The sequence below is a fragment of the Dorea sp. AM13-35 genome, from assembly GCF_003473885.1.
Classification (GTDB): Bacteria; Bacillota; Clostridia; order Lachnospirales; family Lachnospiraceae; genus Dorea_D; species Dorea_D hominis.
Genome location: NZ_QUCZ01000004.1, coordinates 135,097 through 160,355 on the forward strand (window position 1 = coordinate 135,097; position 25,259 = coordinate 160,355).

The following is a 25,259-nucleotide window of genomic DNA, read 5'->3' on the forward strand; positions in this document are numbered from 1 at the left end:
ATGGAAACAATCATCCCAGCATGGCTTTGCATCCCATTTGCAGGACTGCTTCTGTGCATTGCGGTTATGCCGCTTGTGAAAGCTACCTGGTGGGAGAAGAACCAGCCATTGGTTGTAGCTATGTGGTCACTGTTATTTGTGATTCCATATGCAGTGAAGTATGGAGTGGGGGATTCTGTAGAGACCGTATTAGAATGTGTACTCAATGATTACCTTACATTTATTATTCTGCTGTTTGGATTATTCTGTGTAGCAGGAAATATTACACTGGAGGGAGATTTCGCAGGATCACCGAGACTTAATGTCGCGGTACTTGCATTCGGAACACTTCTTTCCAGCTGTATCGGTACGACAGGAGCCAGTATGCTGCTTGTAAGACCGGTACTGAAAATGAACGCATGGAGAAGAAACAAACGCCAGCTTATGGTATTCTTTATCTTTATGGTATCGAATATGGGAGGGTGCTTAACACCAATCGGTGATCCACCGCTTCTGATGGGCTTTATGCGAGGCGTACCATTTTTCTGGAGCTTACATTTATTACCGATACTGTTATTTAATATGGTAATTATATTGAGTATATTTTATTTTATGGACAGACGTGCATACCGGAAAGATATTGCAAGAGGTCTGAAACCGGATATCAGTAAACCGGGAACAGATTTTCGGATTTCCGGACTGCACAATGTTATTTTCCTTGTGATGATCGTTGCAGCCGTCATCTTAAGCGGAACACTTCCGAATATGCCGATGTTCCAGGATGCATCCGGAAATGTACGCGGACTTCACATTTTCCGTGAAGTAACATTAACTTATCCGGCAATCATAGAGATTGTCATTATCTTACTGGCAGCTTATCTGTCCTTTAAGACGACAGACGAGTCGATCCGTACGAAGAACCATTTTACATGGGGAGCAATCCAGGAAGTTGCAGTTCTGTTTGTAGGAATCTTCATTACTATGCAGCCTGCACTGATGCTTCTGAAATCTTACGGACCGAACCTTGGAATTACCAAACCGTTCCAGATGTTCTGGGCAACCGGAGCACTGTCAAGCTTCCTGGATAATACACCGACTTATCTGGTATTCCTGACAACAGCGGGTACGCTTGGATTTACAAAAGGTATGGTAACATCCGTAGGTACGATTTCTGTGAAAATGCTGACTGCAATTTCCTGCGGTGCAGTATTTATGGGAGCAAATACTTACATTGGAAATGCACCGAACTTCATGGTGAAGTCCATTTCTGATGAAAACGGTGTGCGTATGCCATCGTTCTTTGGATATATTATATGGTCACTGTTGTTCTTAGTTCCGGTATTCATTATCGACATGCTGGTATTCTTTATATAGGAGGTGCAGATTATGGAAGAGAATCAGAAGAAATGCCATGAGATTGCAGAACGTATCTATGATCTGGACGTAAAAGTATATGAAAGTGTGGGATCTGCACTTGGACGAACCTTTACGGATGACCGACAGACCTGCGTGGAGAATCTGACCAGATTAATGACGCTGCGTCCACAGGGACATCTGCTTCGAAGTGAGCTGGCACTGATCAGCAACATGGCAAGGACGATCAAAGACGAAGAAGTAAAAGCAGAAGTTATGACGGAGTATGATGCGATCTTGAAAGCAGTCGCAGAACTTCCGGACGGCTTTGGAAAAGTAGATATCCTGAATAAAAAACGTGCAAAACTGAATACAGCGCGCACGAAGAAAAAGTTTAAGAAGGGCGATCATCTTGTGATCTGTATCGGAAGAACACAGGGAAGCGCCGGAAATGATATTGGTTTCGCATTGGCAGATGCACTACACATTAATTATTATGATGTAGAGATCCTGCAGGAAGTATTAAAACGTCTGGATGTGACAAATGATGCGAAAGTCAGTGGCGATAAGGATCAGGACGGACTGATTGAAGACAAATATCAGAAAAATTTCGGTGAAGCCAAAGGATTGAAACAGAAATTACATGATTTTAACCGCTATCATGGACTGAATAAGGACGATGCAATTTTCTTTAACCAGAGCGATCTTCTCTGCAAGATGGCAAAAGAAGAAGACTTTGTTGTTATGGGACGCTGTGCGGATGTAATTCTTGCAAATAACCATATCCCACATATCAGTATTTTTATTACGGCGCCATTTGAACAGCGCGTAAAGAGATACATGGAGATCAACAATTTAAGTCTGAAACAGGCTGTTCATGAACTTAAGAAGATGGACAAAAAGCACAGGAAATATTTCCAGTTTTACAGTGGTGTAAAATGGGGAGACGCAGAGAATTACGATATCTGCTTTAACAGTGCAAGTTATGGAATTGAGGATTCGGTAGAGATCATTGAGCGTATGTTGAATAAGATTCCGGGTGTATCATGGAATAAGAAAGAGGCATAACGTTTCAGACTATATGGTGTCATAAAAATGACAGGCATAGAAAAAGAAGACTGTCTCATATACTTAGAAAAAAGTATATGAGGCAGTTTTTTATGAATAAAATGACATGCCGAGAGAAGATCCTATCCCAGGATTACTGGGATTTTATACTTCCGGGAGACCGGGGGAAAATGGCAGATAATATACCGGAGAATTCATACTGCAGGCAGCAGATGGATTTTGGCTATGAGAGTGTTTCGGTAGATAAAAGCTTGCTGTCCCCACTTAACATAGAAGAATACTGGTATAATTCCATTCCGAACTGTTATACACTTCTGGACAGTACAGGAACAAATAATGATGCATTAAACAGTGCAGGAATCCTGCAGGTGCAGAATTATCCAACACTCCGGCTGATGGGAGAGGGAGTTATGATCGGATTTCTGGATACTGGAATCGACTACCGGAATCCGGTGTTTCAAAATATTGATGGAAGCACCAGAATTGCCGGACTCTGGGATCAGACCATTCAGACGGGCAATGCGCCGAAGGCATTTGATTACGGAAGTGAATATAGAGAAGAAATGTTAAATGAAGCATTGCGTTCGGAAGATCCACTGTCGATTGTCCCAACCACTGATACGAATGGACATGGAACTTATCTTGCAAGTATTGCTGCCGGAAATGCCGATGTAAATACACAGTTTCTTGGGGCGGCGCCGGAAGCAATCATAGGAATTGTAAAATTAAAAGAAGCGAAGAATTATCTCCGGGATTTTTACTTGATCCGGGAGGATGCCGTCTGTTATCAGGAAAATGATATTATGGCGGGGCTTAAATATTTGAATGACCTTGCTGAAAATGAAGGTCTTCCGCTCGTGCTGTGCATTGCGCTTGGAACGAATTTTGGCGGTCATAATGGAACGACACTATTATCGCGGATTCTGGATCAGTATGCACTTCAATTAAACAGGAGTGTTGTGATTGGTGGTGGAAATGAAGCTGCCATGCGCCATCATTTTTCTTATACAATTTCAGAAAAAATGTCACAGCCAGTCACAGCAGAGATTCGGGTTGGGAGTGGGATCAATGGATTTGTCGCAGAACTCTGGACGAAGCTTCCGATGGTTGTTACGATTGTGCTCATTTCCCCGTCCGGTGAGCGGACGAGGCAGGTGGCGTTCCGGCAGGGCTACCGCTATAATTTTGTATTTACCTTTGAACGGACAGAAGTTATGGTGGAATACAGGCTGTTGCTGGAAAATAACGATTCTCAGCTTCTATTTATGCAATTTAAAAATCCGGTTGCAGGAATCTGGAAAATAGAGATTGAATCCGCGACAGATGCAGGAGGTGAAGTGCATTTGTGGCTTCCGGTGCAGGAGTTTTTAGAAGGAGAAGTGTATTTTCTGGAAGCGAATCCGGATGTCACGCTGACAGAGCCGGGAAGCACAGAAAATGCAATGACAGTGGCGTATTATAACAGTGTGGATAATGCGGTTGATATTAATTCGGGAAGAGGTTATACTAGAAGTAATCTCATAAAGCCGGATTTTACAGCTCCGGGGGTGCGTATTACAGGTGCATCAGGGGAAGACCGGTGGGTTACAAGAAGTGGCTCCAGTGCCGGAACTGCAGTGGCAGCAGGTGCGGCGGCGCTGCTTACCGAATGGATACTGGAACAGCCGGGAGCGAAAGGCGTGAATTCCAGCCAGATCCGCAACATTATCATTCTGGGAGCGGAGAATCTTCCGGAGATGGAGCGACCGAACCGGCAGTGGGGATATGGAAAGATGGATGTCTATCATTCATTGGATACTTTACGAAGACTATAGAAAACGAAGGAGAATGATTTATGGCAGATTTTTTTGAAGATTTAGGAAGAAAGATATCCGATGTTGCAAATGATATTGGAAAGAAGACAGAGGACACGATTGAAATACAGAAACTGAAAAGTGATATGCGCACTCTGCGTCGTGCAAACGACAGAGATCTTATGGATATGGGACGTATGGTTTATGACAAATTTGTACAGGGGGAGATTTCCGACCTTGATTATGTTGCAGTATGTGAATCCATTGAAAAACGTGACGAAGAGATGAAGAAGATTGCAGAGGAGATTCAGCACATTAAAGGAGTTTTATAATGGGAAAGTTTGCAGCCGGTGGTATATTTGCCGGACTTCTTGGAATCGATCAGGCGGTGAAGCAGTATATAGAAGAGAATTATGATGAAGAACGGGAAGAGAAGACGAAGATTCCCGGAGTGCTTCTTAGGAAGTTTTACAACAAAGGGCTGATCTTCAGTAGTTTTGAAAAACATTCGGGACTGCCTATGAAAGCGTCTTTGATCGGAACAGGAGTTATATTTCTGGCAGATGTGAAGGTATTTCTCTGTAAGGGGAGAAAGCTTTGCAAAGCAGGACTTACGCTTGTAACAGCAGGTGCCATCAGCAATACATATGACCGGATCATGAAAGGTGCAGTTGTGGATTATATTGGCTACGACGGAAAGCATAAGTCGCTTAGAAGCCTGACTGCGAATCTTGCCGATTTCTACGTAGTGATCGGGATTATGTTGGCACAGCTTGGACGTGGAAAGCGATAGGACAATTTCATAGATTTTAAAAGAATGTTATAAAGTACCGTTTTTGATTGTTATTTATAGTAGAACAGTGAAAACGGTACTTTATGTTTTAATGTCACGCAATCAGAATGGGATTAGCAGAGCGTATCCTGCTTGGTGTATAAAAAGACCATACTTCATACGAAGTATGGTCTTTCACTGAACACTTATTTTAGATATTTGATCTGTCTACTTGACAGGGTGCATATCATAACTGCCGGAGCAGTTTAAATCTTCATATTATACGTTTATTTCTGGTTTTCATTTACTTCCTGCATTTTCATAGCACGAACTTTTAACGGCAGTCCGAACAGGTTGATGAATCCGTCAGCGTCATGGTGATCATACAGATCTCCGGTAGTGAAGCTTGCAAGAGATTCATTATACAGAGAGTATGGAGAAGTTGTTCCGGCTTTGATGATATTTCCTTTGTAAAGTTTGAACTTCACTTCACCAGTTACATATTCCTGTGTGCTCTCAATAAATGCCTGGATTGCTTCACGCAGTGGTGTAAACCATTTTCCTTCGTATACAACCTGGGATAATTTCTTAGCCATCTGCTCTTTTACTTCGTATGTAGCACGGTCTAAGATCAGCTCTTCTAACTGCTGGTGTGCTTCGTAAAGGATTGTTCCGCCAGGAGTCTCATATACACCACGGGATTTCATACCAACGACACGATTTTCAACGATATCAATGATTCCGATACCATGTTTTCCACCGAGTTCATTCAGTTTGCGGATGATGTCAGAAACTTTCATAGCCTCTCCGTTGATTGTCTTCGGAACACCTTTTTCAAATGTCATTGTAACATATTCGCCTTTGTCTGGAGCTTTCTCAGGTGTAACACCTAATACAAGCATGTCGTCATAGTTTGGCTCGCATGCAGGATCTTCCAGTTCCAGTCCTTCGTGGCTGATGTGCCATAAGTTACGGTCACGACTGTAGCTGTGGCTGGCGTCGAATGGAAGGTCGATTCCGTGTGCTTTACAATAAGCAAGCTCGTCTTCACGGGACTGCATTGTCCAGATGTCTGTCATTCTCCATGGAGCGATGATCTTGATGTCCGGAGCCAGAGCACGGATACTTAACTCAAAACGGATCTGGTCATTTCCTTTACCGGTAGCACCGTGGCAGATAGCAACAGCACCTTCTTTACGTGCAATCTCAACCAGCTTTTTAGAAATTGCCGGACGAGCCATAGCAGTACCAATCAGATATTTGTCTTCGTAAACAGCATTTGCCTGAACACAAGGAACGATGTAGTTGTCAGCAAAATCATCTACGATATCTTCAATATATAATTTGGAAGCGCCTGACATTTTAGCTCTCTCTTCCAGTCCGTCCAGCTCTTCTCCCTGTCCACAGTCTACGCAGCAACAGATAACTTCATAACCGAAAGTCTCTTTTAACCACGGAATAACTGCTGTTGTGTCAAGTCCACCTGAATAGGCAAGTACTACTTTTTCTTTCATATGTATATCCTCCTGAAATGTATTTTTATAAAATGCTTAATTATTTGCGATTGCAAAGTTAACTATACACTATATGTTATAAATATGCAAGGAAAAAATAGAAAATACTTGCATAATATACATATTGGATGTATAATTATTCACATACTAATGAAAAAGGGACAGGGGGATTTCAGTTTGGGACGGGGATTTTCTAAAAAAGCCCCGTCCCAAACTGGACAACTCCCGAAAATGGGTTTACTATAAAAAACACGAATGTTCAACTAGTAAGTATAAAAATACATCAGGAGGATGACGTATATGATTAAGGTGGGAATTATCGGAGCAACCGGATATGCCGGAGGCGAACTTGTGAGAATTTTATCTGCACATAAGGATGCGCAGATTGTATGGTATGGCTCCAGAAGTTATATAGATCAGAAATATGCAGATGTGTATCGCAACATGTTTGAGATCGTAGACGCAAAGTGTCTGGATGATAATATGGAAGAACTTGCAAAGCAGGCAGATGTAATCTTTACGGCAACGCCGCAGGGTTTCTGTGCTTCGATGATGTCAGAGGAGATCTTGGCCCAGACAAAGATCATTGACCTGAGTGCAGATTACCGGATCAAGGATGTAGCTACTTATGAAAAATGGTATGGAATCGCACATAAGAGTCCACAGTTTATTAAGGAAGCAGTATACGGACTGTGTGAGATCAACCGTGAAGATGTAAAGGGCGCAAGACTGGTAGCGAATCCGGGATGTTATACAACATGTTCGATCCTGACAGCGTATCCGCTGGCAAAAGAAGGAATCATTGATATGAATACTTTGATCGTAGACGCCAAATCCGGTACGTCCGGAGCAGGAAGAGGAGCGAAGGTTCCGAATCTCTTCTGTGAAGTCAATGAGAACATGAAAGCATACGGTGTGGCAAGCCACAGACATACACCGGAGATTGAAGAGCAGTTAGGCTATGCATCCGGAGAAGAAGTGCTGATCAATTTCACACCGCATCTTGTGCCGATGAACCGCGGAATCCTTGCCACAGAGTATGCAACACTGAAAAAAGAAGTGACATATGAAGAGGTTAAAGCAATTTATGATAAATATTATAAAGATGAGAAATTTGTCCGTGTGCTTCCAAAAGATGTGTGCCCGGAGACAAAATGGGTAGAAGGAAGCAATTACGTTGATATCAACTTTAAGATCGATTCGAGAACAAACCGTATCATTATGATGGGCGCGATCGACAATCTGGTAAAAGGTGCAGCCGGACAGGCAGTACAGAACATGAATCTGATGTTCGGACTTCCTGAGACGGAGGGATTAGAACTGGTTCCAATGTTCCCATAAGGACAGGTGCAAACGAATTGTTTTGCCGATTTGTCCCCAACGGAAAATACAGACAGAGGAGTAGAGAATATAGATGAATATAAGAGTAATGAAAATAGAAGATTTTGACCGGGTGCACGCACTCTGGATGAGCATTAAGGGCTTTGGTATCCGCAGTGTGGATGATTCCAGAGAAGGTGTGGAACGGTTTTTGAAGAGAAATCCAACCACAAGTGTAGTTGCAGAAGAGGATGGGAAAATCGTTGGAGCAATTCTCTGTGGGCACGATGGAAGACGAGGCTGTCTGTACCATGTATGTGTAGATGTGAACCACAGAATGAAGGGCATCGGAAAAGCCATGGTTGTATTTACGATGGAGGCACTGAAAAAAGAAGGAATCAACAAAGTATCCCTGATCGCATTTACACAGAATGATATCGGTAATGCATTCTGGAAAGAAATCGGCTGGACAAAAAGAGAAGATTTGAATTATTATGATTTTACACTGAATGAGGCAAATATTACAGCCTTCATACAGTAAGCAGTTTCATACAGATATGGCGAATAATAATCTGTGGGAATTATAGATGGAAGAACCGGCAGACGAGAACAAAAAAGAAAGGTGGAAGAAAGATGAAACAGGTAAAAGGCGGCGTAACCGCAGCAAAAGGATTTGAAGCAGCAAGTACAGCAGCAGGAATTAAATATAAAGACAGAACAGATATGGCATTGGTATACAGCCAGGTGCCATGCGTGGCAGCAGGAACTTTTACAACCAATGTTGTAAAGGCAGCTCCGGTAAAATGGGATCAGCAGGTTGTAAAGAGCGGTGCAAAAGCACAGGCAGTTATCGTAAACTCAGGAATTGCCAATGCATGTACCGGTGCAGAAGGATTTGGATACTGCAAAGACACTGCAGATGCAGCGGCAGCAGCACTTGGTGTGGCAGCAGACGGTGTCATGATCGGATCTACAGGTGTAATTGGAAAACAGATCCCGATCGATAAGCTGACAGCAGGAATCAAAGTACTGGCTGAGAAGAAAAATGACTCTCAGGAAAATGGTACAGAAGCAGCCAAAGCGATTATGACAACCGATACTTATGAGAAAGAACTTGCAGTCGAGATTGAAGTTGGTGGCAAGACTGTTACAATCGGTGGTATGGCAAAAGGTTCCGGAATGATCCACCCGAATATGTGCACAATGCTTGCATTTATTACTACAGATGCAGTCATTACAAAAGACGCGTTGCAGAAAGCGTTAAGCGAAGATGTCGGAGATACTTATAACATGATTTCTGTAGACGGAGATACATCTACCAATGATTCCGTTGTCCTTCTCGCAAATGGACTGGCTGAAAATCCGGAGATCACATACGGAACAGAAGATTATAAAAATTTCGCAGAAGCCTTACATACGATCAACGAATATCTGGCTAAAAAGATTGCAGGAGACGGCGAAGGCGCAACAGCATTATTTGAAGTAAAAGCAGTTGGCTGCGAGAGCGTAGAGCAGGCAAAGACACTTGCCAAATCCATCGTTTGCTCCAATCTTACAAAGACTGCAATCGCGGGACATGATGCGAACTGGGGAAGAATCCTCTGCGCAATGGGATATTCCGGAGCACAGTTTGATCCGGAGAAAGTAGATTTATTCTTCGAAAGTGCAGCAGGAAAGATCCAGATCATTGAAAATGGTACTGCCGTAGATTACAGCGAAGCAGAAGCTACTAAGATCCTGTCTGAGAAAGAAGTAACAGCAATCGCTGATGTGAAGATGGGTGAGAAAACAGCAACCGCATGGGGATGTGACCTAACACACGGATACATTGAGATCAATGCAGATTACCGTAGCTAATACGACAATAATTATGAAATTTAAAGCGAGACAGATGATTCGATAAAAAGCAAAAATTACAGCCAGGGAAGGAGACACAGATGGAAAAATCAATGCAGAAATATCTGGATAAAGCAGAGGTACTGATAGAGGCACTTCCATATATCCAGCGTTTTAACCGTAAGATAATTGTTGTAAAATATGGCGGAAGCGCCATGGTAGATGAGGAACTGAAGGCAAGAGTCATTCAGGATGTTACACTTTTGAAATTGGTTGGTTTCAAACCGATCATCGTACACGGCGGTGGAAAAGAGATCAGCAAATGGGTTGGAAAAGTTGGCATGGAACCTCATTTTATCAACGGACTTCGTGTGACAGATGCCGATACAATGGAACTGGCTGAGATGGTGCTTGGAAAGGTAAATAAAAGTCTCGTCCAGCTTGTAGAAAGTCTTGGCGTCAGAGCAATCGGTATCAGTGGAAAAGACGGCGGGCTGCTGAAAGTAGACAAGAAATACGCAGATGGAGAAGATATCGGATTTGTCGGTGATGTAAAAGAAGTCAATGCAGATATTATTTTCGATCTGTTGGAGAAAGATTTTCTTCCGATCATTGCACCAATTGGTCTGGATGATGATTTTAATACTTACAATATTAATGCGGATGACGCGGCATGCGCGATCGCAAAAGCAATCAATGCAGAGAAACTTGCGTTCCTGACAGATATTGAGGGTGTTTACAAAGATCCAAAAGATCCATCAACTCTGATTTCTGAACTGAATGTATCAGAAGGAAAGAAACTGATGGAGGATGGATTTATCGGAGGCGGAATGTTACCGAAGCTTCATAATTGTATTGACGCCATTGAAAATGGTGTATCCAGAGTGCATATTCTGGATGGAAGGATTCCGCACTGTCTGCTTCTGGAGATCTTTACAAATAAAGGTATCGGAACTGCGATCAAGAATGATGTTGACGAGAGATATTATCACGGAGAATAAGCGATGAATAAATATATGAAAGAAACAAACGAGGCGTTACTGCACACCTACAATCAGTTTCCTGTTGTTTTAGAACACGGCGAAGGCGTGTATCTGTATGACACAGAAGGAAAGAAATATCTGGATTTTGCAGCCGGCTATGCGGTTTCTTCTCTTGGCTATGCAAATGAAGAGCTGAATACGGCATTGAAAGCTCAGATCGACAAGTTGTGCCACACGTCCAATCTGTATTATAATACCGTGTGTGGAAAAGCGGCAGAAGCACTGAAACGGATTACGAAGATGGATCGTATTTTCTTTACGAACAGTGGTGGGGAATCTGTGGAAGGTGCACTGAAAGCAGCGAGAAAATATGCATATAAAAAAGGAACCGGACGTTATGAATTTATTGCCATGAAAGAGTCTTTCCATGGAAGAAGTTTCGGAGCAGTATCCGTAACCGGACATGACGCATACAGAAAACCGTTTGGTCCGCTTGTACCGGGGGTGTCTTTTGCAGAATACAACAATCTGGACAGTGTGAAAGCACTGGTGACAGACAAGACTTGCGCGATTATCTTAGAACCGCTGCAGGGCGAGGGCGGTATCAATCTTGCAACAGAGGAATTTATGAAAGGAATCCGTGAGCTTTGCGATAAAGAAGGAATCCTTATGATCTGTGACGAAGTACAGTGTGGTATGGGCAGAACCGGAGAAATGTTCTGCTGGCAGGGATACGGCATCAAACCGGATATTATGACAATGGCAAAAGCGATCGGAAGTGGTATCCCAGTTGGTGCATTTGCCATGAAAGAGGAAGTTGCAGAGTATTCACTGGAGCCGGGAGATCACGGAACCACTTATGGAGGTAATCCACTGGCATGCACAGCAGTGAGCAAGACGGTTGAAATCTTTGAAAAAGAAAATCTGACCGCACATGTAAAAGAAATGGGCACATATCTGACAGAAAAGTTAGAAGCGTTAAAGGAGAAATGTGACTGCATAAAAGCGGTGAAAGGAACCGGACTTATGCAGGGAATCCAGATTACAAAACCGCTTGGTGAAGTGACAAATGCAGCATTGAAAGAAGGACTGCTTGTGATCGGTGCAGGCGCAGATGTCCTGCGTTTCGTTCCACCGCTTATCATTGAAAAAGAGCATGTGGATGAGATGATTGCAGTTCTTGAGAAGATTCTGTAAATCAGATCTGGAAAAATCAAGCCAGAAATATAAAAAAAGGTATAAAAGGCCAGTTGTTGGACATAGTATCTGCATAAGCAGGAGGTATGGATAATGACTGGTTTTTTGATTGCTGTTTTATCGGGAACATTGATGAGTGTGCAAGGCGTTTTTAATACACAGGTGACGAAAACCGCGGGAATGTGGGTGAGTAACGGATGGGTGCAGTTCAGTGCATTTATCATCTGTCTCATTGCATGGCTGGTAACGGGAAGAAATCCGGTAGGCGCACTTATGAAAGTCGAGCCGAAATATTTGCTCCTCGGAGGCGTGATCGGTGCCGGGATCACGTGGACGGTGATTAAGAGTATGGCACAGCTCGGTCCGGCGAAGGCAGCGCTTCTTATTGTAATCGCACAGCTGATCGTAGCTTATGTGATCGAGCTTATGGGACTGTTCGGAGTGGAGAAAGAACCATTTGTGTGGCGCAAAGCCATCGGCATGGGAATTGCACTTATAGGAGTTGCAATTTTTCAGTGGAAATAGTAATATAAGTGTATCTAGGCATATGAGGGGATTCACAGTTCCGACCATTGTGGAGGCAAAATATGCATAGGAAGATTTTTAAAAATAACAGAAGATTTTTACTTGTGTGGTTCATAATATTTACCTGCCTGACTGGCTGTTCCGGTATTGGCAGACAGCAGGACACAGGAAATGAAAGTGCGCTGGAAGAAATAGAATTGTCAGAAGATGCTAAGAGTGAAACTGCCGGACAGAGGAATCAGTCAGGGGCAGATGACGAGGATGAGAAAGTATCTTCGGGTAAGATCTGCGTATATGTATGCGGTCAGGTAAAGCATCCCGGCGTGTACCGGCTGGATGCAGACAGCAGGATCTGCGATGCGATCCGGCTTGCAGGAGGTCTGACAGGAAAGGCGGCATCCGTTTCTGTGAACCAGGCAGAGAAGATGCAGGATGGACAGCAGATTTATATTCCGTCAAAGAAGGAAGCAACTAATAATAACGGTGCTTCAGAAAAAACGGAAGGAGCAGCAGAGGGTGGCAGCAGTTCCGGCAGTACAGACGCACAGGGAACTTCCGGTAAAGTCAATATTAACACGGCGGGAAAAGAAGAGCTGATGACTTTGACCGGGATCGGCGAGGCGAGAGCGCAGGCAATCATAAAGTACCGGGAGATAAAAGGAAGATTTGGATCAAAAGAACAGTTGAAGGAAGTCGAAGGGATCAAAGACGGAATTTATGGAAAGTTGGAAGACCAGATCGAGATATAACAATAAAAAGAGACAGAAATAAGCGGAAGCTGACAGTAACAGGAGAGAGCAGGAATGGAAGATAAGAGAGTTCTGGTTGTAGATGATGAAAAATTAATAGTAAAAGGGATTCGTTTCAGTCTGGAACAGGAGGGCATGAAAGTAGACTGTGCTTACGATGGTGAGGAAGCACTGAAACTTGCAAAAGAGAATGTATATGATATCCTGCTTCTGGATGTGATGCTTCCGAAGTATGACGGATTTGAAGTATGCAGACAGATTCGTGAATATTCGGATGTTCCGATCATTATGCTGACGGCAAAGGGAGACGATATGGATAAGATCCTCGGACTGGAATACGGTGCCGATGATTACATAACCAAGCCATTTAATATTCTGGAAGTGAAAGCAAGGATCAAAGCTATTTTAAGACGTACAGGAAGGAAGAAGACGGAGCGCGAAGACGATAAGATCATTGTAAAAGGTGAGATGAAGATCGACTGTGAGAGCAGGAGAGTTGTGATCGGAGAGCAGGAGACGAATCTGACAGCAAAGGAATTTGACCTACTGGAGCTTCTTGCTATGAATCCGAACAAAGTATACAGCAGAGAGAATCTGTTAAATATTGTATGGGGATATGAATATCCGGGAGATGCAAGAACGGTAGATGTACATATCCGGAGACTGCGTGAGAAGATCGAGACGAATCCGAGTGATCCAAAATATGTATATACAAAATGGGGAGTGGGATATTATTTTAAAGGTTAGATTTGGAAGATACGTAAAAACAGAAACATGGAAGAGTCTCCGCTTCCTGATTATCAGTCTGCTGGTATTATTTGCAATCATACCGGCAGTGATCATGGAGGCGGTGGTTCTGACCAGTTATGAGAAGAGAGCGGTCGAGGTGCGGACTGCCGAGATACAGAATCAATGCACCATTCTTTGTAACCAGCTCAGTCAGGGTGGTTATCCAAAAGTAGTCACAACGGAAGCTATGAACGCAGAGATTACACAATTATCCAATATTTACAATGGAAGAGTGCTGCTTATCGATCAGGCATATCATATTCTGAAAGACACGTATGATATGGACGAGGGCAAAAGGATCGTATCCGGTGATGTTACCGGATGTATGAGCGGAAAAGGAACGACTTTTTACGATTCAAAAAATCGTTATATAGAGGTAACTTCGCCGATCATGGATGCAGCGAAAGAGAAAGTCATTGGTGTAATGCTTGTAAGTGTGTCCACGGATTCCATTGCGGAAAGTAAGGGTGTGCTTGGCGGCAAAGCAAATGTTGTTGCAGTTGTTGCAGTGATCATTGCGCTTGTGCTTGCAATCGGTCTTGGATTCTTAATGGTGCGTCCGTTCCAGAGGATCACAAGGCGGATTGAGGCGGTTACGGAAGGATACCATGCTGATTATCTGCATGAAAATGCATATACAGAAACGAAGATTTTATCAGAAGCATTTAACAAGATGCTGGGACGTCTGAAAGCGCAGGATGATTCCAGGCAGGAATTTGTATCAAATGTGTCACATGAATTAAAGACCCCGCTGACATCTATGAAAGTGCTGGCAGATTCTCTGCTGATTCAGGAGAATGTACCGACAGAATTGTACCGGGAATTCATGGGTGATCTGTCAGAAGAGATTGAGAGAGAGAACAAGATCATCAATGACCTGCTGTCGCTTGTGAAGATGGACAAGACAGCAAGCAATATGAATATCCAGTCTGTCAGCATGAATGAACTTGTGGAGAAGATATTGAAACGTCTGCGCCCGATTGCTACAAAACAGAATGTGGAGGTTGTGTACCAGAGCTTCCGCCCGGTTACGGCAGAAATTGATGAAGTTAAATTGTCGCTTGCGATTACGAATCTGGTGGAAAATGCGATCAAATATAACAGGGAAGGCGGATGGGTTCACGTGACACTGAATGCGGATCACAAGTTCTGCAACATCGAAGTGGCGGACTCCGGCATCGGTATCGCACAGGAAGAGACAGAACATATTTTTGAAAGATTTTACCGAGTGGACAAATCCCATTCCAGAGAGATCGGAGGAACCGGACTTGGGCTTTCTATTGCAAGGAATGCGGTTGTTATGCATCGTGGAGCGATTAAAGTCTTCAGCCAGCCGGGCGAAGGAACCACCTTTACGATTCGTATTCCACTTGTATATGTTGCACCGGAGCGGGGATAACTGTGTGTAAAAAGAAGGGATGAAATTATGAAAATAAAAATACGCCGGATTTTATCTGTGTGTCTTGCACTTTTAATGTTGATTAACGGAGTTACCGGATGCGGACGTCACAGAGAACCAAAAGAGGGCGAGACGGCACTATATTATATCAATGCGGAAGGAACAGATCTGGTAAAAGAAGCATATAAGATTACGGGTGATTCCAGGAACTCCCGGATACGGTATGCTCTGAAATCATTAAAAAAAGAACCGGATACGATTGAGTATAAGAGCGCTTTCCAGAACCATACAGCGGTAAAAAGCTGGAGTGTGACAGCTGGGAAGCTGGATCTGCATCTGAATGATGCATTTGGGAAAATGAATACAACTTCCAGATTACTGCTGGAGGCAGCGGTTGTACAGACACTGACACAGATTGACGGTGTGGGATATGTGCGTTTTTATCAGGAAAACAAACCGGTAAAGGACGAACATGGCAAGCCGGAAGGATATTTATGTGCGGCAGATTTTGTACAGAATACCGGTTCGTCTCTTCACTCTTATCAAAGTGCGGATCTGCTTTTATACTATGCCAATGCCAAAGGAGACAAACTGAAAGAAGAGTCTGTGAAAGTACGGTATGACAGCAACACAGCTTTGGAGAAAGTGATCGTGGAACAATTGGTGAAAGGTCCGGAGGATGCTTCGGAGTATCCGGTAATCTCACAGGATACGGAAATCTTAAGTGTGTCCACGAAGGATGGTATCTGTTATGTAAATCTTGATGAAGAATGTCAGAATACAAAATATAAGATCGATCCAAGGCTCAGCATTTATGCAATTGTCAATTCCATTACAGCAAATGGAGCGGCAGGAAAAGTACAGATCCTGATCGGAGGAAAGGCAAATGTACAATATCAGGGAAGCATAAACTTAAATAAACCATTTTCGGCAGATCCGGCGATCGTGGAGGAAGAACAGTGAAAAACAGACCATTATGTTCCGTGTGTCTGCTGTGGATAGTTCTGATCGCGGGAATCGTATGGTTTGGAGGAGAGAAGGCAGAAGACTTTTTCTCTCCTTCGGATCTGGAAACCTGTGTAGAGGACAGAGAAGAAGTTTTGGTATCCGGAACCGTCTGGAAAAAAGAATTTACAGAAAACCGGCAGACTTATTATCTTACAAATGTATCGATACATATTCATGGGCGTTCGCTCAGAGAATCCAAAATTATTTTATACAGAAAAACAAACAGTAAAAAACAAACAGAAAATGAGATCTTCTGTGGAAATAAAGTGAAGGTGACAGGAAAACTGCGCTATTTTGACAGGGCGAGAAATCCGGGAAATTTCGATCAGAGAGCCTATTACAGGAGACAGAAGATCCATGCATCCGTATGGATAGACAAAGTTCTGAAGAACCGGGGCAAGCAGGAACAGTGGCGGGAACGGATCTGGCGCTTGCGGGAACACTGGAAAGAAATGCTGATCCGCCAGCTTGGCAAAGAAAAAGGTGGTGTGCTGACGGCAATGCTTCTCGGTGACAGAAGTGCCATGGATCCGGAAATCAAAGAGCTGTATCAGGTCAATGGGATCGCCCATATCCTTGCAATCTCAGGATTGCATCTGTCATTTCTAGGAACAGGATTCTATCAGTTCCTGCGAAAAAAGAGCGGTTCCTATCCACTTGGTTGCGCAGGCGGGATTCTGGCACTTTCACTGTACGTGCTTCTCGTAGGCAAAAGCGTGTCGGTCATGCGTGCATTTATCATGTTTTTGTTCCGCGTGGGAGCCGATGCGGCGGGGAGAAAATACGACAGCCCGACAGCACTTGCGGTGGCAGCAGCATGTGTGCTTATCGGACAGCCGCTTTATCTTAAGGATGCAGGTTTCTGGATGTCTTTTGGAGCGGTGCTGGCAATGCTTCTTATCCTTCCTGTTTTTGTGGAATTGCCATTTCAGAATGTATGGGCGGGACTTAGTACGCAGATACTTCTGCTCCCGATTCTTCTGATGGCTTATTTTGAAATATCTCTGTTAAGTCTTGCGTTAAATCTGCTTGTTATTCCACTTTTGACGATTTTGTTGATGATGGCAGTATTGGCTAGTTTTCTGTGGCTTGTTTTCTGGCAGGAATCAGTGCTGTTGCTAAAAGGCTGCGGATGGATTCTGGCAATCTACGAAAAAAGCTGTGATCTTGCGCTTATGTTTCCAGGGGCAAGAGTAACAACCGGGAAGCCTGATCTGTGGCAGTGTATGTTGTATTATCTGATTGTAGGGGGTGTGTTACTGTGGATAAAAAAAAGAAAGAAAACAGATGATATGAAAGAAGATAAAATAGGGAAAACTGTGGTAAAAGGTTGTAGGGAAACTCCTGACAGACAGAAAAAATTGAGGGGAAATGTAATAAGAGTCGGCAGAAAAAAGGCAGGCAGGGCAGAGAGAAAAAGTGACAGGAAAAGCAGGTGGGCAGCAGTATTGGGAATCGGTATCGTAACCGCGACAGCAGTTCTTACAATTCCCCAGAATTTATTTTCCGGAGTACAGGTGACCATGCTGGATGTAGGGCAGGGAGATTGCATTTTTATACGGACACCGGACAGGAGAGCATATCTGATTGATGGTGGCAGCAGTGATGTGAAAAATGCTGGAAAATACAGAATTGAACCTTATTTAAAATCACAGGGAATCCATAAGCTGGATGCTGTTTTTGTGACACATGGAGATGAAGATCATATTGGAGCGATTGAAGAAATGTTAAAACGCAGAAAAATGGGTGTCAGGATTGTGAGACTTATTTTTCCACCGCAGTCTGTGTGGGATGAGAAGCTTTTCCGCCTGGCAGAAACCGGGCAGGGATGCGGTGCAAAGATGTGTATTATAGAGAAAGAAAAACAACTACTGGAAAAAAGTGGAAAAGAGATCTTCCGGATCGTTTGTCTTGGACCGGACACCGGTCAGAAAATGGAGCCTGGCAATGAAGCATCCATGGTACTGGCGATGGAATATCAGAAGAGACGTTTTCTCTTTACGGGAGATGTGGAAGGCGCCGGAGAAGAAACGCTGACACAAGAATTAAAGGAGCACTATCAGAATGTACAGTGGGATTTTCTGAAAGCGGCGCATCACGGCTCGAAAAATTCAACGAAAGAGACGTTTCTTGAATCGGTATATCCGAAATATACGCTTGTTTCTTCCGGAAGAAATAACCGCTATGGACATCCGCACAAAGAGACGCTTAAGAGACTTGAAAAATATGGGAGCCGGCTGTACGGCACAGCCAGCAGCGGAGCAGTGACAATCCGTGTGAATGGAAGAAAAGCGTGGTTGACGCAGACACTTGGAGCTTGTTATTATTAAACATAACGATGTATAATCAAAAGATTAGAGGAAAACTGACATAAAAGACAGAAAGAAGGAAGATACAATGAATTATCAGGAAATATTGGAAAATGCGAGAACCTGCATGGGACCATACTGCAAAGCATGTCCGGTCTGTAATGGGAAGGCATGCACAAGCCAGATGCCGGGACCGGGAGCCAAAGGAACCGGAACGGTTGCAATCCGCAATTATGAGAAGTGGCAGGATATCTGTGTGAATATGGATACGATTTGTGAAAATGGAAAAGCAGATACTTCTTTTGAAATATTCGGACGGACCTATAAAGCACCAATCTTTGCAGCGCCGATCGGGGCAATGAAATTGCATTACGGCGATAAATACGATGATCTGGAATACAATAACATTCTTGTACCGGCATGTGCGGATGCAGGAATCGCGGCATTTACCGGAGACGGTGTGAATGCTGCGGTTATGCAGGGTGCTACGGAAGCAATCCGTGCAAAAGACGGAAAAGGGATTCCAACGGTTAAACCATGGGATGTCAATACATTACAGGAAAAACTGGAACTGATCAAAGCATCCGGTTCTTTTGCAGTGGCGATGGATATAGATGCGGCAGGACTTCCGTTCCTGAAAAATCTGACTCCGCCTGCAGGAAGCAAGACGACAGAAGAGCTGGCAGAGATTGTAAAAGCTGCAGGTGTACCATTTATCCTTAAAGGGATCATGACGGTAAAAGGAGCTTTGAAGGCAAAAGAAGCCGGAGCTGCTGCAATTGTTGTATCGAATCATGGCGGACGTGTGTTGGATCAGTGTCCGGCGACAGCGGAAGTGCTGGAAGAGATTGTGCAGGCAGTTGGAAAAGATATGAAGATCTTTGTTGACGGGGGCTTAAGAAGTGGCGTGGATATTTTTAAAGCACTGGCGCTTGGAGCAGATGCCGTGTTGATCGGACGCCCATATGTGACAGCTGTCTATGGCGGCGGCGCCGAAGGCGTTGCAACTTATACAGAGAAACTGACCACAGAGCTTGCCGATACGATGACCATGTGCGGAGCACACAACTTAAGTGAGATCAGCCGGGAAATGGTACGTGTATGAAAAGTTTAAACGAAGACATTAAGAACGGACAGTGGAAACCTGTATACTTGCTCTATGGAGAGGAAGCCTATTTAAAAAAGCAGTACAAAGACCGGATGACAAAGGCAATCCTGCCGGATGGAGATACCGTCAATTACGCTTATTACGAAGGAAAAGGAATCAATCCGGGAGAGCTTATTGATCTTGCAGAGACAATGCCATTTTTTGCAGAACGGCGTCTGATCGTTGTGGAAAATTCAGGCTTTTTCAAAAATGCGGCGCCGGAGCTTGCCGATTACATCAAAACGATGCCGGATACCGCATGCTTTATTTTCGTGGAAAATGAAGTGGATAAGCGGAACAGGCTTTATAAGGCTGTCAAGGATAAAGGCCGTGTCGTGGAACTTGGAAGACAGGACGAGAAGACACTTCTGTACTGGATCGGAGCACAGGTAAAGCGGGAAGGAAAGCTTATCAAGACTTCCACAGCGCAGTATCTTGTAGAAAAGACCGGAACAGATATGGAGAATCTGGAAAAAGAACTGGAAAAGTTGTTTGCGTATACATTGGATGAAAAGGAGATTACACCGGCTGCCATTGATGAAATCTGCACCGCGCAGATTTCCAATAAGATTTTTGAAATGGTAGAAGCAGTTGCTGCAAAACATCAGAAAAAAGCGATGGATCTGTATTACGACCTGCTTGCATTAAAAGAGCCTCCGATGCGGATTTTATACCTGCTTTCCAGACAGTTTAAGCAGCTGATGGAAGTAAAAGCATTATGCATAAAAGGAATGGATAAGTCACAGATTGCAAAGACGGTGGGTATTCATCCATTTGTAGCAGGAAAATATATGAGCAGGTGCAGGAGCTTCGGCTTAGAAGAGTTGCGCAGCATTATGGAAGATGCCGCAGATACGGAACAACTGGTGAAAACAGGACGCTTAAGCGATGTGATGAGTGTGGAACTTTTCATTGTAAAATACAGTTCTGTATGATATATTCAGATAGGTAATAACAGAGAAAATTCAAACTAAGGGGAACGATAGAATTGTCAATGGATCAGAGTAAAATCAGAAATTTTTGTATTATAGCCCATATCGATCACGGTAAATCAACACTGGCAGACCGTATCATTGAGATGACAGGTCTTTTGACCAGCCGTGAGATGCAGTCACAGGTGCTGGACAATATGGAGCTGGAACGGGAGCGTGGAATTACGATTAAAGCGCAGACTGTCCGCATTGTATATAAAGCGAAAGACGGAGAAGAATATATCTTTAACCTGATCGACACACCGGGACATGTCGATTTTAACTATGAAGTATCCCGGAGCCTTGCAGCATGCGACGGAGCGATTCTTGTCGTGGATGCAGCACAGGGTGTGGAGGCACAGACGCTTGCCAACGTATATCTGGCACTGGATCACGATCTGGATGTTATGCCGGTTATTAATAAGATCGACCTTCCAAGTGCAGATCCACAGCGTGTGATTGAAGAAATTGAAGATGTGATCGGAATTGAAGCGGAAGATGCACCGCAGATTTCTGCAAAGACAGGACTTAATGTAGAACAGGTGTTGGAGCAGATTGTTGAGAAGATACCGGCGCCGGTTGGAGATCCGAAAGCACCGCTTCAGGCATTGATCTTTGATTCGCTGTATGATTCCTATAAGGGAGTCATCGTATTTTGCAGAATCAAAGAAGGAACTGTAAAAAAGGGCACACCGATCCTGATGATGGCAACCGGAGCAAAAGCAGAAGTTGTGGAAGTCGGATATTTTGGTGCAGGACAGTTTATTCCGTGTGAAGAATTAAGTGCCGGAATGGTTGGTTATATTACAGCAAGCCTTAAGAATGTAAGAGATACCCGTGTCGGAGATACAGTGACGAATGCACAGAATCCTTGTGCCGAGCCGCTTCCGGGTTATAAAAAAGTCAACCCGATGGTGTACTGCGGATTGTATCCTGCAGATGGAGCAAAGTATCCGGATCTTCGGGATGCGCTGGAGAAATTACAGTTAAATGATGCGTCTCTGCAGTTTGAGCCGGAGACATCTATTGCACTGGGATTTGGTTTCCGCTGTGGTTTCCTCGGACTTTTGCATCTGGAGATCATTCAGGAACGTCTGGAGAGAGAATACAATTTAGATCTTGTAACAACAGCACCGGGTGTTATTTACAAAGTATACAAGACGAACGGCGATGTGATCGAACTTACCAATCCGTCCAATCTGCCGGATCCGTCTGAAATCGAATATATGGAAGAGCCGATGGTAAAAGCAGAGATCATGGTGACATCTGAATTTATCGGAGCGATCATGGATCTTTGCCAGGAGAGACGAGGCGTATATGAAGGCATGGAATACATTGAAGAGACGCGTGCCGTGCTGCGCTATCATCTGCCACTCAATGAGATCATTTATGATTTCTTCGATGCACTCAAATCCCGCTCCAGAGGATATGCGTCCTTTGATTATGAGCTGGACGGCTATGTAAGATCGGATCTTGTGAAGCTGGATATTCTGATCAACAAGGAAGAAGTGGATGCGCTGTCTTTTATTGTGCATGCAGATACTGCGTATGAACGTGGACGTAAGATGTGTGAAAAATTAAAAGAAGAGATTCCAAGACAGCTTTTTGAGATTCCGATCCAGGCAGCGATCGGAAGCAAGGTTATTGCAAGAGAGACTGTAAGAGCAATGCGTAAAGACGTTCTTGCAAAATGTTACGGTGGTGATATCAGCCGTAAGAGAAAGTTGTTGGAGAAACAAAAAGAAGGAAAGAAGCGTATGCGCCAGGTGGGCAATGTCGAGATTCCACAGAAGGCATTTATGAGCGTACTGAAGCTGGATGATAAATAAATGAAAGCATTAGAATTATATATTCATATTCCTTTTTGTGTAAGAAAATGTAAATATTGTGATTTCTTGTCAGGTCCTGCTACCAGAGCCGAACAGGAAATATATGTAGAAAGCCTTTGCCGGGAAATCTGTTCCTATACAGATCTGGCGAAGGCTTATCGTGTTGTCAGCATTTTCCTTGGCGGTGGGACACCGTCCACGCTGGAAGCAGAACAGACGGAGAGCATATTTGCAGCAATTAATAGAACATTTACAATCGCAGAAGACGCAGAGATTACAACCGAACTGAATCCCGGAACAGTAGATGAAAAGAAACTCCGTGCATATCAGAAATGCGGGATCAACCGCCTGAGTATTGGTTTGCAGTCGGCAGATGACAGAGAACTCCGGATGCTTGGCAGGATCCATACATATGAGGAATTTTTGCATACTTACAGGCTGGCAAAAGAGGTTGGATTTACAAATATTAACATTGATCTGATGTCAGCAATTCCGGGACAGAATCTTTCAGACTGGGAGCGGACGCTTCGTACGGTCGCAGAACTTTCACCGGAACACATTTCGGCATACAGTCTGATCATTGAAGAGGGAACACCGTTTTATGAGAGATATGGAAATCAGGAAGAGGAACTGGAAAGAGGCAGACGGATACCGACAGAAGAGCGGCTTCCGGATGAAGATACCGAACGTCGGATGTATTGGCGGACAGAGGAAATTCTGAAAGAATACGGATATGAACATTATGAGATTTCCAACTATGCGAAGCCGGGAAAAGCATGCAGACATAACATTGGTTACTGGTATCGGACAGAGTATCTGGGGATTGGTACGGGAGCAGCGTCACTTATTAATAACTGTCGCTTTACTTATGAACCAGACCGTATGCATATGAAAGCGGACGAAAAAGAAATACTGTCTGTGCAGGAACAGATGGAAGAGACGATGTTTTTAGGACTCCGGATGATGAAGGGCGTAGGAAGAAAAGAATTTTCAGAATGTTATGGAAAAGAACTGGATGAAGTGTACGGAGATACGATCCGTACACTAAAGGAAGAAGGGCTTCTGGAAGAAAAAAACAGCCGGGTATATTTAACCCGGCGTGGAATCGATATCAGCAACTATGTGATGAGTGAATTCTTAAAGTAGATGCGCCATAACCATAGCATACACTTCCTGGTTTTTCTTTGCCCAGTTGTTGGAGATTGTTTCTGCTTCTGCTTCTGTAGGGGCAGTTATGGTTAAGTCGATCAGAGGAAGACCTTTTTCAAAAACCTGGCAGCGGACAGAATACTCCCCCGTGCTGAGCTGGTAATAGTCGGCTTTTACAGCTACTTCGTTCTTCAATTCGTAGTGTTTTTTCTGTAAAAATGTATCGATGTCGCTCTGGATTGCAGGCGATATATCATTTTCAAAATACCGGATTGTAGATTCGCCGTCTTCGGTCAGATGATAGAAAGTACGGCTGTGTGTTGCTTCTTCGCGGATAAAACCGGAAGAGAGAAGTTCGGAGAGAGCCTGCTGTAACTTGAAGTAAGTTGTGTATCCCTGATCTAGGATAAATTCGGAAATCTGTGAATTTGTAAGCGGAAAATCCACTTTATTTAACATATATAAAATGATCAGTTTATACAGTTTAAATGATTCAGCCATTATGAATACTCCTTTCCCTGCCAGATGTCGTGTGCCTTGAAATAAGATTGCATCTGGTTCAGGACATATCTTTTGTTCGCGCTCCAGCAAGGTGCGACGAGCAAAGGTTTCGGACCGTCACCGGTAAGCCGGTGGATCACAATATCAGGTCTTAAGTGGCAGATACACATGCCGAGAAGTGCAAAATATTCTTCCATGGAAGGAACATAAAAAGGATGAGCTTCATAGATATCGGCAAGATCCGTTCCTTTCAGAATGTGAAGAAGCTGTAATTTGATACCCTGGATATCAAAACGGTTCAGATAGTGGATCGTATCCAGCGTCATCTCCGGCGTCTCGCCCGGAAGAGCAAGGATCGTATGTACGATTACAGAAATATTGCGGGCGCGCAAATGCTGAACGGCATGTTCGAAAACCGGAAGATCATAGCCTCTGCGGATAAAAGCTGCGGTCTTCGGGTGGATCGTCTGAAGTCCGAGTTCAATCCAGACTGGTTTGATCTGGTTCAGTTCACTGAGAAGATCCAGAATTTCTTCGCTTAAACAGTCAGGTCTTGTTGCAATGGAAAGAATCCGGATATCTGGATGATGGATCGCTTCCGTGAAGAGTTCACGTAGTCTGGATACAGGTGCATAAGTGTTCGTAAATGCCTGAAAATAAGCAATATATGAAGAACCTGTCTGTTTGGATGCTACAAGTGCTTTTGCCTGCTCAATCTGCTCTGTAACAGAAACTGCGGAGTCAGCAGCAAAATCACCGGAACCGCCCCGGCTACAGAAAATACAGCCTCTCGTGTCCAGTGTGCCGTCCCGGTTCGGACAGGTCATACCGCCATTTAAAGAGAGCTTATATAATTTTTCCCCGTAGTTCTCTTTCAGATAATAATCCAGAGAATAATATCTTTTTTCATTCCAATGTATTGTCATCTTGTTACCTGCCTTATTCACTATTTATTATCATATCATCCTTAATGGGGCAAATCAAGAAAATAGCAGTGAAAAATAATTTGGTAACCCCTTTAAAAATTAAAAAAAGTGTAGTATAATGAATGAATATTTCAGGAAAGTC

Annotated in this window: 23 protein-coding genes; 20 read left to right on the top strand and 3 right to left on the bottom strand. The window is 43.7% G+C overall.

Annotation, left to right across the window (positions count from 1 at the left end; genetic code table 11):
• The 5 genes from DW152_RS06330 (at position 1) to DW152_RS06350 (ending at position 4,986) form a co-directional block, all read left to right on the top strand.
• The gene (locus DW152_RS06330; protein ID WP_021860840.1) at positions 1-1,353 is read left to right on the top strand and encodes a sodium:proton antiporter; all 1,353 of its coding nucleotides are present in this window, start codon (positions 1-3) and stop codon (positions 1,351-1,353) included.
• Between the two features lie 12 nt (positions 1,354-1,365).
• The gene (locus DW152_RS06335) at positions 1,366-2,400 is read left to right on the top strand and encodes a cytidylate kinase-like family protein (protein ID WP_118288212.1); all 1,035 of its coding nucleotides are present in this window, start codon (positions 1,366-1,368) and stop codon (positions 2,398-2,400) included.
• A 92-nt stretch (positions 2,401-2,492) separates the two neighbouring features.
• Entirely contained in the window at positions 2,493-4,214 is a 1,722-nt protein-coding gene (locus tag DW152_RS06340) for a S8 family peptidase (protein WP_118288213.1), read from the top strand.
• Positions 4,215-4,234: 20 nt separating this feature from the next.
• The gene (locus DW152_RS06345) at positions 4,235-4,525 is read left to right on the top strand and encodes a hypothetical protein (protein ID WP_118288214.1); all 291 of its coding nucleotides are present in this window, start codon (positions 4,235-4,237) and stop codon (positions 4,523-4,525) included.
• A complete protein-coding gene (locus tag DW152_RS06350) occupies positions 4,525-4,986 on the top strand; it encodes a signal peptidase II (RefSeq protein WP_118288215.1) in 462 nt (153 codons plus the stop codon). Before DW152_RS06345 ends, DW152_RS06350 begins: the two co-directional genes overlap by 1 nt.
• A 266-nt stretch (positions 4,987-5,252) precedes the next feature.
• Here DW152_RS06350 and DW152_RS06355 read toward each other — a convergent pair whose 3' ends face one another.
• Positions 5,253-6,479: an argininosuccinate synthase gene (locus DW152_RS06355; RefSeq protein WP_021860827.1), complete on the bottom strand. Its 1,227-nt coding sequence runs from the start codon at positions 6,477-6,479 to the stop codon at positions 5,253-5,255.
• 300 nt (positions 6,480-6,779) lie between these two features.
• Here DW152_RS06355 and argC point away from each other — a divergent pair, with 300 nt between their 5' ends.
• From argC to hemW, 15 genes are all read left to right on the top strand, one after another.
• On the top strand, positions 6,780-7,820 hold the full coding sequence (gene argC, locus DW152_RS06360) for an N-acetyl-gamma-glutamyl-phosphate reductase (RefSeq protein ID WP_117536762.1): 1,041 nt from the start codon (positions 6,780-6,782) through the stop codon (positions 7,818-7,820).
• 73 nt (positions 7,821-7,893) lie between these two features.
• Positions 7,894-8,340, top strand: a complete 447-nt coding sequence (locus tag DW152_RS06365; RefSeq protein WP_021860825.1) for a GNAT family N-acetyltransferase — start codon at positions 7,894-7,896, stop codon at positions 8,338-8,340.
• A gap of 92 nt (positions 8,341-8,432) precedes the next feature.
• Positions 8,433-9,656 (top strand): bifunctional glutamate N-acetyltransferase/amino-acid acetyltransferase ArgJ, encoded by a 1,224-nt coding sequence (argJ, locus tag DW152_RS06370; protein WP_021860824.1) that lies wholly within the window; start codon positions 8,433-8,435, stop codon positions 9,654-9,656.
• An 80-nt stretch (positions 9,657-9,736) separates the two neighbouring features.
• Positions 9,737-10,636 carry an acetylglutamate kinase gene (gene argB, locus DW152_RS06375; RefSeq protein WP_117536760.1) on the top strand — a complete coding sequence of 300 codons (900 nt, stop codon included), beginning with the start codon at positions 9,737-9,739 and terminating at the stop codon, positions 10,634-10,636.
• A 3-nt stretch (positions 10,637-10,639) separates the two neighbouring features.
• Positions 10,640-11,815, top strand: a complete 1,176-nt coding sequence (locus tag DW152_RS06380; protein ID WP_118288216.1) for an aspartate aminotransferase family protein — start codon at positions 10,640-10,642, stop codon at positions 11,813-11,815.
• Positions 11,816-11,908: 93 nt separating this feature from the next.
• Entirely contained in the window at positions 11,909-12,340 is a 432-nt protein-coding gene (locus tag DW152_RS06385; RefSeq protein WP_021860821.1) for a DMT family transporter, read from the top strand.
• Between the two features lie 62 nt (positions 12,341-12,402).
• Complete coding sequence (locus DW152_RS06390) at positions 12,403-13,089, top strand: helix-hairpin-helix domain-containing protein (RefSeq protein ID WP_118288217.1); 687 nt, start codon at positions 12,403-12,405, stop codon at positions 13,087-13,089.
• Between the two features lie 54 nt (positions 13,090-13,143).
• Positions 13,144-13,836 carry a response regulator transcription factor gene (locus DW152_RS06395; RefSeq protein ID WP_118288218.1) on the top strand — a complete coding sequence of 231 codons (693 nt, stop codon included), beginning with the start codon at positions 13,144-13,146 and terminating at the stop codon, positions 13,834-13,836.
• Complete coding sequence (locus tag DW152_RS06400) at positions 13,793-15,277, top strand: sensor histidine kinase (protein ID WP_118288219.1); 1,485 nt, start codon at positions 13,793-13,795, stop codon at positions 15,275-15,277. The genes DW152_RS06395 and DW152_RS06400 overlap by 44 nt, the downstream gene beginning before the upstream one ends.
• 27 nt (positions 15,278-15,304) lie before the next feature.
• Entirely contained in the window at positions 15,305-16,240 is a 936-nt protein-coding gene (locus tag DW152_RS06405) for a GerMN domain-containing protein (RefSeq protein WP_117536756.1), read from the top strand.
• Positions 16,237-18,615 carry a ComEC/Rec2 family competence protein gene (locus DW152_RS06410; RefSeq protein ID WP_118288220.1) on the top strand — a complete coding sequence of 793 codons (2,379 nt, stop codon included), beginning with the start codon at positions 16,237-16,239 and terminating at the stop codon, positions 18,613-18,615. Before DW152_RS06405 ends, DW152_RS06410 begins: the two co-directional genes overlap by 4 nt.
• Before the next feature lie 67 nt (positions 18,616-18,682).
• Complete coding sequence (locus DW152_RS06415; protein WP_118288221.1) at positions 18,683-19,699, top strand: alpha-hydroxy-acid oxidizing protein; 1,017 nt, start codon at positions 18,683-18,685, stop codon at positions 19,697-19,699.
• Entirely contained in the window at positions 19,696-20,676 is a 981-nt protein-coding gene (holA, locus tag DW152_RS06420; protein ID WP_117536753.1) for a DNA polymerase III subunit delta, read from the top strand. Before DW152_RS06415 ends, holA begins: the two co-directional genes overlap by 4 nt.
• Positions 20,677-20,735: 59 nt before the next feature.
• Positions 20,736-22,541: a translation elongation factor 4 gene (gene lepA, locus DW152_RS06425; protein WP_021860813.1), complete on the top strand. Its 1,806-nt coding sequence runs from the start codon at positions 20,736-20,738 to the stop codon at positions 22,539-22,541.
• Positions 22,542-23,687 carry a radical SAM family heme chaperone HemW gene (hemW, locus tag DW152_RS06430; RefSeq protein WP_118288222.1) on the top strand — a complete coding sequence of 382 codons (1,146 nt, stop codon included), beginning with the start codon at positions 22,542-22,544 and terminating at the stop codon, positions 23,685-23,687.
• Here hemW and DW152_RS06435 read toward each other — a convergent pair.
• Positions 23,679-24,191: a DUF4364 family protein gene (locus DW152_RS06435; protein WP_021860811.1), complete on the bottom strand. Its 513-nt coding sequence runs from the start codon at positions 24,189-24,191 to the stop codon at positions 23,679-23,681. The genes hemW and DW152_RS06435 overlap by 9 nt on opposite strands.
• Positions 24,191-25,117 carry a TIGR01212 family radical SAM protein gene (locus DW152_RS06440; RefSeq protein WP_118288223.1) on the bottom strand — a complete coding sequence of 309 codons (927 nt, stop codon included), beginning with the start codon at positions 25,115-25,117 and terminating at the stop codon, positions 24,191-24,193. Before DW152_RS06440 ends, DW152_RS06435 begins: the two co-directional genes overlap by 1 nt.
• Between the last annotated feature and the right edge of the window lie 142 nt (positions 25,118-25,259).